Source organism: Nocardia sp. NBC_01009 (assembly GCF_045208035.1).
Taxonomy (GTDB): domain Bacteria; phylum Actinomycetota; class Actinomycetes; order Mycobacteriales; family Mycobacteriaceae; genus Nocardia.
Window position 1 is genome coordinate 5,245,005 of record NZ_CP108695.1, and the last position, 15,074, is coordinate 5,260,078.

13 protein-coding genes are annotated in these 15,074 nt (G+C 65.2%); 9 read left to right on the forward strand and 4 right to left on the reverse strand.

Annotated elements, in window-relative coordinates:
* Positions 1–58 precede the first annotated feature (58 nt).
* The 3 genes from OHA42_RS23385 to OHA42_RS23395 are packed head-to-tail and all read left to right on the forward strand — an operon-like array spanning position 59 to position 2,731.
* A complete protein-coding gene (locus OHA42_RS23385; protein ID WP_406230003.1) occupies positions 59–739 on the forward strand; it encodes an energy-coupling factor ABC transporter ATP-binding protein in 681 nt (226 codons plus the stop codon).
* The gene (locus OHA42_RS23390; RefSeq protein WP_406230004.1) at positions 736–1,338 is read left to right on the forward strand and encodes an energy-coupling factor transporter transmembrane component T family protein; all 603 of its coding nucleotides are present in this window, start codon (positions 736–738) and stop codon (positions 1,336–1,338) included. The genes OHA42_RS23385 and OHA42_RS23390 overlap by 4 nt, the downstream gene beginning before the upstream one ends.
* On the forward strand, positions 1,331–2,731 hold the full coding sequence (locus tag OHA42_RS23395; RefSeq protein ID WP_406230005.1) for an AMP-binding protein: 1,401 nt from the start codon (positions 1,331–1,333) through the stop codon (positions 2,729–2,731). Before OHA42_RS23390 ends, OHA42_RS23395 begins: the two co-directional genes overlap by 8 nt.
* 4 nt (positions 2,732–2,735) lie before the next feature.
* Here the strand turns inward: OHA42_RS23395 and OHA42_RS23400 are convergent, their stop codons facing one another.
* The gene (locus OHA42_RS23400) at positions 2,736–4,256 is read right to left on the reverse strand and encodes a catalase (RefSeq protein WP_406230006.1); all 1,521 of its coding nucleotides are present in this window, start codon (positions 4,254–4,256) and stop codon (positions 2,736–2,738) included.
* A gap of 555 nt (positions 4,257–4,811) precedes the next feature.
* Here OHA42_RS23400 and OHA42_RS23405 point away from each other — a divergent pair.
* Complete coding sequence (locus tag OHA42_RS23405) at positions 4,812–5,375, forward strand: type 1 glutamine amidotransferase domain-containing protein (RefSeq protein WP_406230007.1); 564 nt, start codon at positions 4,812–4,814, stop codon at positions 5,373–5,375.
* Positions 5,376–5,517: 142 nt separating this feature from the next.
* Here the strand turns inward: OHA42_RS23405 and OHA42_RS23410 are convergent, their stop codons facing one another.
* A complete protein-coding gene (locus tag OHA42_RS23410; RefSeq protein ID WP_406230008.1) occupies positions 5,518–5,670 on the reverse strand; it encodes a hypothetical protein in 153 nt (50 codons plus the stop codon).
* Between the two features lie 266 nt (positions 5,671–5,936).
* Here OHA42_RS23410 and OHA42_RS23415 point away from each other — a divergent pair, with 266 nt between their 5' ends.
* On the forward strand, positions 5,937–6,086 hold the full coding sequence (locus OHA42_RS23415) for a hypothetical protein (protein WP_406230009.1): 150 nt from the start codon (positions 5,937–5,939) through the stop codon (positions 6,084–6,086).
* Positions 6,087–6,098: 12 nt separating this feature from the next.
* Here the strand turns inward: OHA42_RS23415 and OHA42_RS23420 are convergent, their stop codons facing one another.
* A complete protein-coding gene (locus OHA42_RS23420) occupies positions 6,099–6,530 on the reverse strand; it encodes an ATP-binding protein (RefSeq protein ID WP_406230010.1) in 432 nt (143 codons plus the stop codon).
* Positions 6,531–7,060: 530 nt separating this feature from the next.
* On the opposite strand from OHA42_RS23420, the gene OHA42_RS23425 reads away from it, so the two are divergent.
* Together OHA42_RS23425 and OHA42_RS23430 are read left to right on the forward strand one after the other, a co-directional pair.
* Positions 7,061–7,417, forward strand: coding sequence for a MerR family transcriptional regulator (locus OHA42_RS23425; protein ID WP_406230011.1), 357 nt, complete (start codon positions 7,061–7,063; stop codon positions 7,415–7,417).
* 164 nt (positions 7,418–7,581) lie between these two features.
* Complete coding sequence (locus tag OHA42_RS23430; protein WP_406230012.1) at positions 7,582–7,800, forward strand: hypothetical protein; 219 nt, start codon at positions 7,582–7,584, stop codon at positions 7,798–7,800.
* Between the two features lie 35 nt (positions 7,801–7,835).
* Here the strand turns inward: OHA42_RS23430 and OHA42_RS23435 are convergent, their stop codons facing one another.
* Positions 7,836–8,249 carry a MerR family transcriptional regulator gene (locus OHA42_RS23435; protein WP_406230013.1) on the reverse strand — a complete coding sequence of 138 codons (414 nt, stop codon included), beginning with the start codon at positions 8,247–8,249 and terminating at the stop codon, positions 7,836–7,838.
* A 1,385-nt stretch (positions 8,250–9,634) separates the two neighbouring features.
* Here OHA42_RS23435 and OHA42_RS23440 point away from each other — a divergent pair.
* Positions 9,635–10,780, forward strand: coding sequence for a ComEC/Rec2 family competence protein (locus tag OHA42_RS23440; RefSeq protein ID WP_406230014.1), 1,146 nt, complete (start codon positions 9,635–9,637; stop codon positions 10,778–10,780).
* Between the two features lie 14 nt (positions 10,781–10,794).
* On the forward strand, positions 10,795–15,066 hold the full coding sequence (locus OHA42_RS23445; RefSeq protein ID WP_406230015.1) for a DUF6603 domain-containing protein: 4,272 nt from the start codon (positions 10,795–10,797) through the stop codon (positions 15,064–15,066).
* Positions 15,067–15,074 lie beyond the last annotated feature (8 nt).

The following is a 15,074-nucleotide window of genomic DNA, read 5'->3' on the forward strand; positions in this document are numbered from 1 at the left end:
ACAGCGAACGAGCCGGGTTGCTGTGCACCCGGCGCACGAGCGGTAGTGAGGCGCAGTCGTGAGTGAAATTGTCTTCGACTCGGTCGGCCACCACTTCGGTGATCGAAAAGTGTTGCGCGACATCGATTTGCGCATCTGCGAGCGTCGCGTCGGCATTATCGGATCCAACGGCTCCGGCAAGTCGACCTTGGCGCGCATGATCAACGGGTTGTTGCGACCGACCTCCGGCACCGTCACCGTCGACGGGGTCGACGCGGCAAGGCAGGGCGCGCAGGTGCGCCGCAAGGTCGGGTTCGTGTTCACCGACCCCGACACCCAGATCGTGATGCCCACTGTCTCGGAGGATCTCGCGTTCTCGCTGCGACGGACCGGGCTGAGCAAGCAGGAGGTCGCGGCGCGCGTCGAGGAGTTGCTGGTCCGGTTCGGGCTGGAGGAGCACGCCGAGCATCCCTCGCACCTGTTGTCCGGCGGTCAGAAGCAGTTGCTGGCCATCGGCGCGGTTCTCATTCGCCGACCGGAGGTGATCATCGCCGATGAGCCGACCACCCTGCTGGATCTGCGCAACGCCCGTGTGGTCGCCGCCGCGCTCGACTCCGTGGACCAGCAGGTGATCGTGGTGACGCACCAGCTGTCGCTGCTGGAGAGCTTCGAACGCGTCATCGTCATCGATGACGGCGCCGTGGCGTTCGACGGAATCCCCAGTGACGCTGTCCCCGCATATCGGGCATCGGTCGGATGATCGGTGTGTATCTTCCCGGTGACTCACTGCTGCACCGGATGCCTGCCGGATCGAAACTGGTGCTGCTGATCACGTCGATCGTGACGGCCACGGTGTTCGTGCGTGGCCCGGTGGCCGTCGCAGTGGTGGGGGTGCTGGTGGCGGGATTGTTCGCGATGGCCGGCGTTCCATGGAAAGTCGTTGTGGCCCAACTGCGTCCGATGGTGTGGATGCTGCTGATCATCGCCGTGTTCCAGGTGCTGATCACCTCGCCCGCGCGTGCGGTTGTCGTGTGCGGTGTGTTGCTGCTCTCGGTGGCGCTCGCGGCGCTGGTCACGCTCACCACGCGGGTCACCGACATGCTCGACGCCGTGACGCGTGCGCTCGGACCGCTGCGCAAGGTGGGGGTCGATCCCGAGCGGATCGGGTTGCTGCTGGCGCTGGCCATCCGGTGTGTTCCGTTGCTGACCGAGATCGTGCACGACGTCGCCGAGGCCAGGCGTGCTCGCGGGTTGCAGTGGTCGATGACGGCGCTGGTCACACCGGTGCTGGTGCGAGCGCTGCGCACCGCGGACGCGATGGGTGACGCGCTCGCCGCCAGGGGCCTCGACGATGACTGAACTGTTGGCCGAGCGGATCGTGCGGCGAGTCGGCGAGCATCCGGAATCGACGGCGATCGTCGCCGCTCGTGCGAGCATCGACTACCGGGAGTTCTGGTCGCGGGTGACCCGTACCGCCGCCGGGCTCGACGGTATGGACAGGGTCGCGGTGCTGCCCACCTCGGATATCGAATCGCTCGTCGCGGTGGCGGCGGCCATGCACGCGGGTGTCAGCGTTGTGCTGCTGCACCGGCACCTGCTGGCGAATCAACTGGCCCGAGTGCTCGAGCTCGCGAAGCCAAGCGCCGTCGTCGCCGCGCCGCACCAACACCGGCGGTTGCGCCGACTCGGCTTCGAGGAGGATGTGCAGACGGCGTCGGCACTGGAATCCAACGGCCCGGTCGGCCGCGCGTACCTCGAGAACGAACTGCTGGTCGGCATCACCTCCGGCACCACCGGCGAACCGAAGTTGTTCGTGCGTAACCAACATTCGTGGGCCGCCACCCTCGATCGCTCCGACAACACCTTCGATATCGGGCGCGGGGATCGCGTCGCGGTGCCCGGTGTCCTCGACCACACGCATTTTCTCTACGGCGCCCTGCATGCCCTCACCCGCGGCGCGACAGTGGACCTGCGGCCGGTGGCGCAGTCGCTGCCCGATGGGGCGACACACCTGTATTCGGTGCCGACGATCGCCTGGGATGTGGTGCGGTCGGGCATCGATGCGGTCGAGACCGTCCGTGAGGTGCTGTCCTCGGCGGCCCGGTGGCCGCGCCCGGGACGTCTTGCGTTGCAGGAGATCGTTCCGAACGCGTCGCTCGTGCATTTCTACGGCGCGTCCGAATTGAGCTTCGTGTCCTTCGATCGGGGACTCGGGGCCGTCGAGGAGACGTCCGCGGGCCGACTGTTCGATGGCGTCGAGGCGCAGATCCGTGACGAGCTGGTGTTCGTGCGCAGCGACATGCTGTTCGACGGCTACCTCACCGACGACGGTGTGGTGAACGGACCGGTCGACGGCTGGATGTCGGTGGGCGACCGAGGCCGCGTGGTCGGCAACCACCTACACCTGTTCGGCCGCAACAGCGATATGCTGATCCGCGCGGGCCTCAATGTAGAACCCGCAGCCATCGAAGCCGCGCTCACCGCGCTACCTGGCATCACCGAGGCCGCCTGCCTCGCAGTGCCCGACGCCCGAATGGGTGAAGCGCCCGCCGCCGCGATCGTGGTGCACGACGGAGCGCCGAGCACCGGCGAAATCTGGCGACACCTGCGCGCGACCCTCCCGAGCCCGAGCATGCCGATCCAACTCGTGGTTCTCGACCGCCTGCCACGCACTGCGCGCGGAAAACTCGACCGTCCGGCTCTGTCTGCGATTCTCGCTACTCATCGCGGAGTCGAAGCCCGAACTGCTTAGTGCACTACGCCTTGTGCTGGGCCGAGGAGCGGGCCGGGTTGGCCTGTTTCACGGCCTTCGGGTCGAGCTCGTCCTGTTTGGCTTGCACGCCCGTCTCGATGCGGTCGCCCAGATTCTTGTCGACACTGCGCCAGTACTCGAATGCCCTGGACAGCACGGGTGCAGAGACACCGTTGAGCAGATGTCCGACGATATTGTCGACCAGCCGCTCGCGGGCGGCGTCGTCGAGAACGTCGCGGACCAGTGTGCCCGCTTGGCCCCAATCGTCGTCGTCGCGGCGCAATGTGTACGCGGTGCGGACCATTTCGCCGTCACTGTGCCACCCGATGGATGGGCCGGAGACCGCGGGATCGGCGTGCGGGCCGCCCTTGGAGTTGGGCACGTAGACGGGGTCGCTCACGTTCGTGTAGCGCATCGCCCCATCTTTCGAATACGACCGCGCTGTGGTCGCGTGCGGTGAATTGACCGGCAGCAGTTTGTAATTGGCGCCGATGCGGTGGCGATGCGCGTCCGGATAGGAAAACCAACGGCCGAGCAGCATCTTGTCCGGGCTCGGCCCGGTGCCCGGCACCGCACTGCTCGGTTCGAAAGCGGCCTGCTCGATCTCGGTGTGGTAGTCGACCGGATTGCGATGCAAGGTCATCGTGCCGACCTCGATCAGCGGATAGTCGGCGTGCGGCCAGACCTTGGTGAGGTCGAAGGGGTTGAACCGGTAGGTTTTCGCCTCCTCGAACGACATGATCTGCATGTGCAGCGTCCAGCTGGGATAGTTGCCGCCCTCGATCGCCTCCCACAGGTCACGGATGTGATAGTCGGTGTCCATCGAGGCCATCTGATCACCCTCGTCCTGGGTGAAGAACTCGATGCCCTGATCGGTCTTGAAGTGGTATTTGACCCAGAACCGTTCACCCGCGGCGTTGGCCCACAGATAGGTGTGGCTGGAGTAGCCGTTCATATGCCGCCAGGTACGCGGGATGCCGCGGTCGCCCATCAGCCAGGTCACCTGGTGCGCGGATTCCGGCGACAGCGTCCAGAAGTCCCACTGCATATCGTGGTCGCGCAGGTTGTTGTCGGCGCGGCGTTTCTGCGAGCGGATGAAGTCCTGGAACTTCATCGGATCCTTCACGAAGAAAACCGGCGTGTTATTGCCGACCATGTCGAAATTGCCCTGTTCGGTATAGAACTTGAGGGCGAACCCGCGCGGGTCACGCCAGGTGTCGGGGCTGCCGCGCTCGCCCGCGACGGTGGAGAACCGGGCCAGCATCTCTGTTTTCTTACCCGGCTGGAACACATCCGCCTTGGTGTAGGCGCTGACATCGTGGGTGACTTCGAACGTGCCGAAAGCGCCGCCGCCTTTGGCGTGTGGCTGCCGTTCCGGCACGCGTTCGCGGTTGAAGGCGGCCATCTTCTCGATGAGATAGGCGTCGTTCAGCAGGATCGGACCGTCCGGGCCGACGGTCAGGGAATGCTCGTCGCTCGGCTGCGGGATACCGGCGTCGTCGGTGGTGTAGTTCTGCTCGGACATCTCACTCCTCTAGGTAGCAGGCAGGTCGTCGGCAGATCGGGTGGTGATGGTTGCGTGCAGTCCTGGTCTCGGACCGGGCTGCCGGTTCGGTCGCCTCGAAACACCGCGGCAAACCCCAGGGGTGCCGACGTCGAGCACATCGTTGATCCCCGAGGACCACACGTGACCGAGTTGTCTGCGAACGAGATCGGAGACGGTCGCGGTGGTGTGGTGAGAGTGTTCGTCGAGGATTGCGACCTGTAGCACGGAGAACTGTCATTGCACGCCGCGACGGTTGCACGGTGTGTGGTGACAAGTCCTCGGTGATCGCTATGGCGAAACCCTTCCGTAGGTTCTACCGACCGTCTTCCCAGGTGTCGCACCACCAAACGTAACGCGAACTCGCGCGGTTGGCGGCAGAAAGTCGCAGGTGGCAGCGCGTCGCTTCATGGCGTATCCAGGAACGGGTCCTCTCCGTCCGGACTCGCCGCAGGCCGCCGATCCGATTCGCACCGATCGTTTGGGTTGCCACGACTCGGGTAGGCCGAAGGTATCTGAACCGCGAGGAGGTCACCCATGTCAGGCCAACTGACCGAGGCACGCGTGCTGTTCATCACCTCGAACGTCGGTGTCGAACGGGACGAACTGCTGGTGCCGCTCGGCTGGTTGCGAGAACGCGGAGCTACTGCGGTGCACGCGGCGCCGAAACTCGATGACATCCAGACGTTCCGGCACGATGTCGACAAGGATGTGGTCGTTCATCCCGATACGACGCTCGACAATGTCGACGCCGACGATTTCGACGTCCTCGTTGTCCCGGGTGGCACCGTCAACGTCGACAAATTGCGGGTCGCCGACGGTGCGGTCGAGCTGGCCAAACAGTTCGCCGCCGAAGGTAAACCCATCGCGGCCATTTGCCACGGCCCGTGGCTGCTCGTCGAGGCCGATCTGCTCCAGGGAAAGTCTCTGACGTCGTATCACTCACTGCGCACCGATGTGATCAACGCCGATGGTCTGTGGACCGATCGGTCGGTGGTCCGGTCACCGGAGTACGGCTGGACCTTGATCACCTCTCGCAACCCGGGCGATATTCCGGACTTCTGCGATGCGATCGCCACCGAACTGTTGGCAGCGTTCTAGCCGATGTGAGAGGTCGGCATGTAGGTCGAACGGACGCGTTTCGTCCACTGGCGGTCAGGACAGCTGTGGCAAAACGATGTCGTCGACGATCTCGGTGATCATGCGTTCCGGGATGGGTGCTCCCTCGATCGTGTTCGTCGCCCTAGGGGATGAGGGCGAGCTGGCGGGACTGAGCGACGAGGGAGCCTGTGCTGTCCCAGATTTCGAAGTCTTCCTCGTGGAAGCCGTCGATGAGGTAGTTGGTGTGGACCCGGCAGGCCAGCCAGCCCGGGGCCGGACGGTGGCGGATGTGCACGGTGAGTTCGATAGTGCCGAATGACGGTGTCCGACCGGCTCCTCAATTCTTGAGGGCGGCCTCGGGTCGCCTGGGGCGCGCCCTGCATGTCGACTGCGAAAGCGCTGCCGATATGAAAATCGTAGGCGAATCCGGTTCTGCGGGGGAGCACAAGCTTGTACGCACGACCGCACCGACCGGCGGGCCCGCTTGTTCTCGTCCCACCACCACGATGCAGTCGCCAACCCGAAGTCGGTCGAAAATCCGGAGATGCCGGGAGTCTCAAGGTGATTCGGCCGAAGGCACCGGTGCTGATGAAGCTGTCGGGACATACCTCGGTACGCAGCCTCGCGAAGTACGCGCGGGTCTCCGACGAGGGGCTGCGTCGCTATCAGGCCGACAGCGACCCGGCGGCGCGTCGGTGGTCGGGTCGCTGATCCGACCACCGGTCACGCTGGATGCTGGTACCGGTCCACAGCGATCTCGGCCCACACGGTCTTGTGTCCGTGGTAGCGGGCGTAGGCCCATGCTGTGGCGAGTCGGTCGATCAGGATCATGCCGCGCCCGCCGGTACCGTCCGGGGTGCGCAGATGGGGGACACCGGGGCCGGTGTCGTCAACTTCTATGCGCAACAACGGCCGGTCCGCACGCAGTGATACCCGGGCTCGCCGTGGTGCCCGTCCGTGGCGGCGGGCGTTGGCGGCCAGCTCGTCGAATACCTGGATCGCATCGGCGAGCTCCACCCCCGACAGCGGCGCCAGCAACTCGCGCACCATCGCCCGCGCCCGCGCGGGCGCGATCAGGTCGAGATCGAGATCCATCGCAACGCCGCGATCCCGGGCGCGGTGCAGATCATCGAGCACCGGTGTCGTCATGATCATCACCCCTCCTGCCTCGCTAGCCGAGTGCACCGGATCTACCCCGGTCGCAATGATCCGAAACCGTCTACCTCATGCGAAATAATCCCCTGCACCGGTAGACAAAAATCTGTTGTGTCGGGTGTAGACATTCCGCGAGGGTCGGTATACAGTCGCTGTCGTTCGAATTGATGAGTCCAGAGGCCGGGCAGGTGAACTGCCCGGAACGTGAAGTTCCACCGTCCCCTCCGGCGGAGAAGAAAATTCCGGTGCAGTCGGCCGGACCGCCGGAGGGGGACGAAGGAGCACACAACCGAGAAGTACAGCGAACAAGCAAGGCCGAGAAGGTACGCAGGTAAGACCCGGCAATCCAGGAGGTGGTGCTCACTGAGTAGTCATTTATCAGTTCCGCGTCCCGGGAACTATCGGGTGCGGTGTAGGACATCGGCCCGCCGCGGCCGGTGAACAGAGTTGATATCAATCCCCCCCTTCGTAGATCCCAGGCCCCGGCGCACATGCGCCGGGGCCTGTCGGTGTTGAACCCGAGAGGTGCTGTGCAGCAACCGAACCCGAATCCCGCCGACGGTCCCAGCGCCGCGGACAAACTCGATGACGAGGATTACCCTGCCTACAGCATGGGTCGCGCCGCGGAAATCCTCGGTGTCACCCAAGCGTTCCTGCGCGGCCTCGACGCCGCCGAACTTTTGACCCCGCAGCGTTCGGCGGGTGGGCACCGCCGCTACTCGCGCTACCAGTTGCGTATCGCCGGGCGGGTGCGCGAGCTCGTCGATGCCGGTAACGCCCTCGAGGCGGCGTGCCGCATCGTGATCCTCGAAGACCAGCTTGCCGAGGCCCAGCGCCTCAACACCGACCTGCAGCACGCCCTCGACCAGCGCACCGACGCCGACTGAAACTGAGAAGTGAACGTGACTGAAACACGCACCGGCCAGATGCTTAGCGCCGGATCGGGCGGATCTGCTCCTCGCCCCCCGTGCTGACCCCACATTCGCGAATCACAATATGGGTATGAGTTGTCGGGCAGCAGCCACGACGACATCGACACAAGGAGATTGCCTTGGCACACGAACAGTTCGAGGGCACCGACACACCGAGCAGCGATGCGGCGCTCACCGACACGGAACGAATCAAGCGTCTCGAGGCGGAGGTGCGCCGTCTGTCCCGTGTCGTCGCGGATCTCTCTCCGCTTGCGCAGAAGGTCGCAACGATGGAGCGGAAGTGGGCGGCGAAGGAGAGCAGCGATCGGAGTCTCAGCGCGCGTTATGGCCGCCGCTGAACGGGAAGTCTTCCATGTCTGACCGCCGGTAAGGTTCACATACCGCCGAGTCTGGTTATCGCAGGCCCGGCGGACGGGGTTCGCTCAGCTCGCAGGGGGTTTTCGGGCGGCCGGTCGTCGAGGGCGTGCTGCAGGTCGGTGTTGATGCGCTCGGCCTCGGCGAGCTGGTCTTCGAGGATCACGATCCGGCAGGCCGCGTCCAAGGGGTTACCGGTGTCGACGAGCTCACGCACGCGCCCGGCGATGCGCAGTTGGTAGCGGGAGTAGCGGCGGTGCCCGCCGGCCGATCGCTGCGGGGTCAGCAGTTCGGCGGCATCCAGGGCGCGCAGGAACGCTTGGGTGACGCCGAGGATTTCCGCGGCGCGTCCCATGCTGTAGGCGGGGTAGGTGTCGTCATCGAGTTTGTCGGCGGCGCTGGCGCCGTCGGTGGGGTTGTTCGGTTGCTGCACAGTGCCTCTCGGGGTTTCAACGCCAACAGGCCCCGGCGCATGTGCGCCGGGGCCTTGGGTCTACGAAAAGGGTGGTGATATCAATTCTGCTCATCGGCCACGTGGGCCGATGTCCTACACCGCTCCCGACATTTCCTGGGACGCGGAACTGATAAATGACTCTTCAGTGAGCACCACCTCCTGGATTGCCGGGTCCTGTCTGCATACTTCTCGGTCTTGCTCTTCTTCCTTGCTTCTTCGCCCCCTCCCGGCGGTCCGGCCGACTACACCGGATTAGCGCCTCCGCCGGAAGGGGACGGTGGAACCTCATTGATCCGGGCAGCTCACCTGCCCGGCCACTGGACTTATCAATTCGAACGACAGCGACTGTATACCGGCCATCACGGAATGTCTACACCCGGAACAACAGATTTCTTCCGTCCTTGGTGGCGGGTTACTTTCCTAGGCATCCGCCGTGGTCGTGGCGCTGACTCCGAGGGGAACTGTCAGGTCGGGTTGGTCAGACGTTGATCGCCTCGCGGCGGTCGCTGTGCTCGATCTCGATCTTGCGCGGTTTGGCCTTCTCCGCGACCGGGATTGGGCAGCGCCAACGAACGCGGGTCATCGAGTTCGTCTTCGAGCTGCAGATACAGCTTCTGCCACCCGCGAATGTGCGCCGGGTTCCTCTCCCGGATCTCGTCTCGCACTGCCTGTTCCATCACCCGCACCAGCACTGCGAGACTGTTTTTCACCGTGCGCGAGTTCGGTGGTGTGGATGCGCTCGACCGTTGCAGTGCCGAAAACCGGCACCAAGCCGATGGAAGTTAGCCCGACACCTGAGTAGAGATCGGTGCCGTGGCTGGTGGAGACTCCGTCAGCGTGTAAGGCGGGCACATTCTGAACGAAGTCGAGTCGATGGCAGTGCGGACACGTGAAGTCCATCCGGAGGCCCCCTCGCGAGCAGTTGCGCTGTTGCGGCACGTCTTTGGTGCTGGTACCTGCAACAAGACCTCTCGGGTGTATCCAACACTTCTGCCCGGCTTGGTGTCGAGGGGGTGTTATCAGGTGATACATCGGTCTGTCCTTTCGCGCGGGCATTAGCTGCGATGGCGGGTCGCTGAGCGTCTTGATCGAGGGGAGGGCGAGGGGATGTGCTTCGCCGGTCAGGTTGCGAGGGCGACAGCGACTTCCGCAATGTCGGCGCGGAGTGGGCGCGGAGCGGTGCCGGGTGTCGGCGAGCCGCTCGCGTTTTCTTAAGACCGGTCGGGTTGAATTCAATTGGGGTCCAGTCGAATTCGAACATTCGGGACTGATCGGCGTGCTACGGTGAGGTTCCCGGTGTCGTTGCAATGTCGGAACACGCTGTGGCGCAAGGCTTTACAAACTCCTCTGTGAGGATGTGGCATATGCCGGTCGATATTGCGTTCATGGACGTCGGTCAGGGTGACTGCACGATGTTGCATTTCTGGGACCCGGGGAATCCGGCGGGGGATGTGTCGGTGCTCGTCGACTGTGGTTCCACCAAGAGCGGTTCGGTTACCGGGGACCTGGTTCGCAAACGGGTCCGCGATTACCTCGCCGAGACTGGCGACAAGCTGCACTACCTGATCCTCAGTCACCCGGACATCGATCATTACAACCTGGTGTCGAAGGTGCTCGGTGACGGGGCCGACGATCCGAAGCTCGACGTCGAGATCGACCACGTCCTCTATACGGGGCAACCGACCAATTATGGAAAAGCCTCCTCGGCTACCCCGAGCCGGTTCGTGTATCACCTGCTCACCAACTCCGCCAAGATCTCGACGACTACCGCCGCCCCGCTGACAAACGTGCCGGTGCAGGCTGCCATGCCGGCCACACTCGGGACGCCACTTGTCGATCACGGCGGCGCCAAGCTGTATCTGATCGCGGCGCACGCGATGGCCGGCGGGGCGCCGGCGGCGAAGAAGGCCAAGACCGGGGGGCGGGCCAAGACGCCGGCGGAGGATGCGAACGCCAACAGCATCGTGTTGTACCTGGAGGGTAAGACCGCAAGCGGCAAGTGTCAGAAGGTGTTCCTGATGGCCGATGCCACCGTCGACACCGAAACCGCCATCGCGGCAGTGTTCAAACCCGGCACCGGCGATCCGTTCGCGCGCAAGACCCAAACCTGGCTGAAACTAGGGCACCACGGCAGCGACACCTCCTCCGGCGACACCTGGATCAAGCGTCTCATGCCCGACGGGGTGTTCATCAGCTCCGACTGTAAGTCGTTCAACGGCACCGGAACTCCGCGCGCCAAGGTGATCCGCGATGTCAGTACGTGGTCGCCGGAGGTGGCGAAGGACCGGGTGCCCGCGCATGGGTACGTGGCTTTCGAGAAGGAGAGCGGCCAGCCCAACTTCGGGAAGTTCTTCTCCACCAACACCAAAGGCGCGATCTGCACCTCGCTCTACAGCTACACCTACGACTCCAAGAAGAATCTGGAGAGCTCGGAAGGGTGGTACTGGTACCTGGCCATCGATGACCCGGCCAATGGCGGAGCCGGTTCTTTCAAGATCACTTCGGCCTGATTCGGAGGCAGACCATGGCGCTCACTGTGACCGACCTGCTGGCGCTGTTCCCGGCCGAGGGGCAGAGGTTCACCCTCGCGGGAGAGGACCTCGGCATCGACGGGGTGGCGGACCTGTTCACCGAGCACTTGTCGGTGCGCACTCTTGTCCTCGCCGACACTGTGGCGGACCGGGATTCGCTGACGGTGTCGGGCACCGTCGCCGCCGACCCGCTCGGCGGGGAACGGCCCGCCTGGATCCGGTTCGACACCGATCCGGACCGGGAGCGGGTGGTCGGATTCGAACTGGCGATCTCCGTGCCCGGCTGGCACATCAAATCCGGCACGCTGGACGTGACCCTCGAATTTCTGCGCGGCTACGGTGCCGTCGCCGTGCATCTGGTGCTGGCCGCGGTCAGTCTCGACGATGCCGACCCCGACGCCGGTTGCCAGGTGCGTGACGGCATTGGTCTCGAACTCGGATTATTCGGTCCCGCACTGTATCTGAGTGCGCTCACGCCTGGGTTCGGCGACACCTTCCGTGCGTTCGGCTGGTTCGACCCGGTGAGCGTGGAGAATCTGCGCGAGCTGGCCGTGCTGGCGCCGGGACTGCCGGCGGAGGCATTCGCGCTGCCCGAACAGTTCTCGCATCTGCTGGGCAGTCCCCGGATTACCGGGATCGGACTGGATTTCGACCCGTACGCGACGGCCATTGTCGCTGGATACGCCAATGTCGAACTGGCCGACAGCTGGTCGCTCGCCGGGGGGCTGTTCGAACTGTCGGAGGTGTCGGTCGGTGTCGGAATGGCCTCGCCCACCGCGCAGGGTTTCGTGCGACTGGACCTGGGTGCGGTGCTGACCATCGCCGATGTCGGTGTGGCGGTGACTATTTCGGTGCCCGGCGGAGAGCTTTCCGGCACCCTGACCGAGCCGGTGCCGCTGGCGGAGCTGGCCGAACAGTTCTTCGGCGGAGATATCGGACTGCCGCAGGAACTGACCGTCTCCGAACTGCGGATTTGGACCGACACCGCGCGGGCGAGTTCGGCTTACGAGTTCGAGCTCGGGCTCGCTGGGGTGTGGGAGTTGACCGGTGGCGTCACGATCGACGGCCTGAGCCTGCTGCTGGAGTCGGCGGACGGAGCCCGCACTGTGACGGTGGCGGGGGTGTTCGGTGTCGGTGTCGGTGAGGTCGTGGTGCGGGCGGTCCGAGAACCGGGAGGTGGCTGGAGTTTCGGCGGTGCCGCAGCGGGCATCACTCTCGCGGACCTGACCAGTGTGCTGGAGGACACCTTCGGCGCGCCCGGCTTACCGGATGTCGTGGCCGGGCTGACGTTGGCGCAGCTCAGCGTCGAGTACGCGACTGGCACAAGGCAGTTCGTTCTCACTGCTGGATTCGAGCTGCCGCTGGGCGGTGACGAGAATCCGGCCCGCTTCGACCTCGGCATCGAGCTGACTCCTAAGCAGACCGCCACCGGTTTCGACAAGCGGTTGTCAGCTGCCCTGCGGATACCGCTGCCGGTCGACGCGGGGACATCGCGAGCAATGGATCTCACCGTGACGCTGGGCGATGCCGGTGCCTTTTCCGCGTCCTGGTCGGAAGAGGGCGAGGAACCGATCTCGGTGCTGGATATGCTGGCCGCGGCCGGGGTCGACACGACCGGACTACGCGAGCTGGTGCCGGACTCGGTGTGGCCGGAAATGCGTCGTGTGGTGCTCGGTTACGACCGCGCCGATGGGACGTTCGCGCTCGTGGTCGCGACCGCGCGGGTGAGCGTGCTGGCCGCCGCGACCCCAATTGGAACCCAGCGGGTGACGGCGTTGGTGGTCGATGGACGGATCGACGCGAAGCTGTCGGCGCTGCCGCTGATCGGGAGTGCCGTCCCGTCCAGCCACGACGTCGTTTTGACCACCGTCGGGTTCGGTTGGGCAGCACAACCATTGGGCACGGCGCAGGTGGCAGCGATCGATCGGGTGCTGACGTTGACCGACGCGGGGTCCCCGCCGCGCCTGCCGGCGACCGGGATGCCCGCTGGTGTTTCAGTGACGATCGGGCTCACGGTCGCCGGCGCGGCGCAACCGCCGCTGATGCTGAACCCGCCCAAGGGTTCCCGGAACGTGGCGGTGCGCGATGGCGGCGGGATCACCCAGGCGTTGAACGTGGTGGCCGGGCCGGTACGGGTGACCTCGATCGGCGCAGGCTTCGCCGACGGGCGGATCTTCGTCACGTTCGACGCGACACTGTCGGTGCCGCCGGTGCAACTGTCGCTGATCGGGCTCGGCGTCGCGATCAGCACCGACTTCGCGGTTTCCCCGAGGCTGCATGGCGCGGGCATCAACATGGACAAACCCCCGGTGCGGTTGACCGGCGCGCTGGAACGCCGCCCCGCCGGCGCATACGACGAGGTGTTCGCCGGTTTCGCCGCCGTGGAGACCCCCTTTTTCGGGCTGCTGGCAGCGGGTAGTTACGTGCGCAGCCACGAGGGCTGGACGTCGATGTTCCTGTTCGGGGAGATTGCCGGGCATCCTCAGCTGGGGTTGTTCGGACCGCCGGCGTTCCGGGTCAACGCCCTGTCGCTCGGATTCGGCATCAACTCTACGGTCCGCCAACCCCGGATCGACGAGGTGTCGGAATTCCCTCTTGTGCAACGACTTTCAGGTGGTGGGGACACGACCCCGGAACAGGTACTGGAGCGGCTCTCGGGATCGGGCGGGTGGATCACCCCGAAACAGGGCCAGTACTGGGGTGCGGGCGGCCTGGAATTCTCCTCGTTCAAGTTCCTGGAGGCGAAGGTCCTGTTGCTGGTCGAGGGCGGCCAGGACTGGAAGGTGATGCTGCTCGGTCGAGCGGTGGTGGACCTGCCGCGCAGCAAAGCGGCGAAGAAGCCGATCGCCCGGGTGGCGGTGGACCTCGCGATCGCCTACCGCGCCGACGAGAATCTGTTCTCGATGGATGTGGTCGTGGCACCCGGCTCTTATATCCTCGACCCTGCAGCGGAGCTGTCCGGCGGTCTGTCGCTGTATATCTGGGGCAAGGACCGTACCGCGGTCGGTGGTGGCCGCGGCTTCGTATTCACCCTGGGTGGCTATCACAAGAAGTTCAACCGGCCCTCGTACTACCCGGTGGTTCCGCGAGTGGGATGGCTGTGGCAGCGGGGGCCCGTCGTGATCCGGGGGCAGGTGTACGCGGCGGTCACCGACGGAGCCTTCATGGCCGGTGGTGCCCTCGACGCCCGCTACGACGCCAAACACGGCATCCGGGTCGAGGCCTGGTTCTCCGCGTGGCTCGATGTGCTGGTGCAGTGGAAGCCGTTCTATTTCGACCTGTCGATGGGCATGAGCATCGGCGTGGCGGCCTCGGTGAAGGTGCTGTTCGTTCGGGTGCGGGTATCGCTGTCGGTCGGGGTCGAGTTGACGTTGTGGGGCCCGCCGGTCGGCGGACGCGTCAAGGTCAAAGTGTGGTTCGTCTCCTTCACCATCGGGATCGGCGCCGACCGCGACGGCCCCGCCGCAATCGGCTGGGACGAATTCCGCATGCAGTTGCCGTCGCCACTGAGCGTCACCCCACTGCGCGGCATCCTCGCCGACGTCGCCCCCGTCGAGATTGTCGCGCGTACCGAGAGCGGCGAGCCGACGCTGGTGTCCACCGACGGATTCACCATTGCGACCGGGGGCGTCATCCCTGCCACCGAAATCACGCTCAACGGAACACCACGCGAGGGCGTCGGCGCGGCGACCGTGAACATCCGCCCCATGGATAAGCAGGGAGTCCGGTCGGTCCACAAGGTCAGCGTGTGGCTCGGCGACATCACCGAACCCGGTACGCGGTCGGTGTTCGATCCGGAAGATGAAAATGCCGGCTGGACGGTGACCGTCGTCGAACAGGACATGCCGAAATCGCTGTGGGGCGACAAGCTGAACAGCGCCTCCGATGTCCTCGACGGTGACGGCCTGCTGACCGGTGTGCCCGTCGGGCTCCGATTCGACGTTCCGGAACCGGAGTTGGGCGATTCCCTGGGCCCGGTCTCCTCCCTGGCGTTCAAGATCGAGCCGCAGCGCAAGGCACTGCTGCCACCGCGGGATGCCGCAACGGAGGGGCCGACGCCGGTGGTGAATCCGCGGTCCATCGCCGCGATCATCGACGAACAGACCGGAGTCGGCTCCGGCGCTTCGCGGGAACGGCGTACCGCGGTGCACGAGGCGCTGTCGGACCTCGGGTTCGCACCGGGTGCCGATGGGCCGCTCACCGCATTCGCCGACCGGGCCGCCAAGTATTTCACCGACGAGCCACTCACCTCCGCCGCACCGTGACCACACTG

Coding starts and splice junctions, on each gene's coding strand:
- OHA42_RS23390 (WP_406230004.1), top strand. CDS start 736: ATGATCGGTGTGTATCTTCCCGGTGACTCACTGCTGCACCGGATGCCT.
- OHA42_RS23395 (WP_406230005.1), top strand. CDS start 1,331: ATGACTGAACTGTTGGCCGAGCGGATCGTGCGGCGAGTCGGCGAGCAT.
- OHA42_RS23400 (WP_406230006.1), bottom strand. CDS start 4,256: ATGTCCGAGCAGAACTACACCACCGACGACGCCGGTATCCCGCAGCCG.
- OHA42_RS23405 (WP_406230007.1), top strand. CDS start 4,812: ATGTCAGGCCAACTGACCGAGGCACGCGTGCTGTTCATCACCTCGAAC.
- OHA42_RS23420 (WP_406230010.1), bottom strand. CDS start 6,530: ATGATCATGACGACACCGGTGCTCGATGATCTGCACCGCGCCCGGGAT.
- OHA42_RS23440 (WP_406230014.1), top strand. CDS start 9,635: ATGCCGGTCGATATTGCGTTCATGGACGTCGGTCAGGGTGACTGCACG.
- OHA42_RS23445 (WP_406230015.1), top strand. CDS start 10,795: ATGGCGCTCACTGTGACCGACCTGCTGGCGCTGTTCCCGGCCGAGGGG.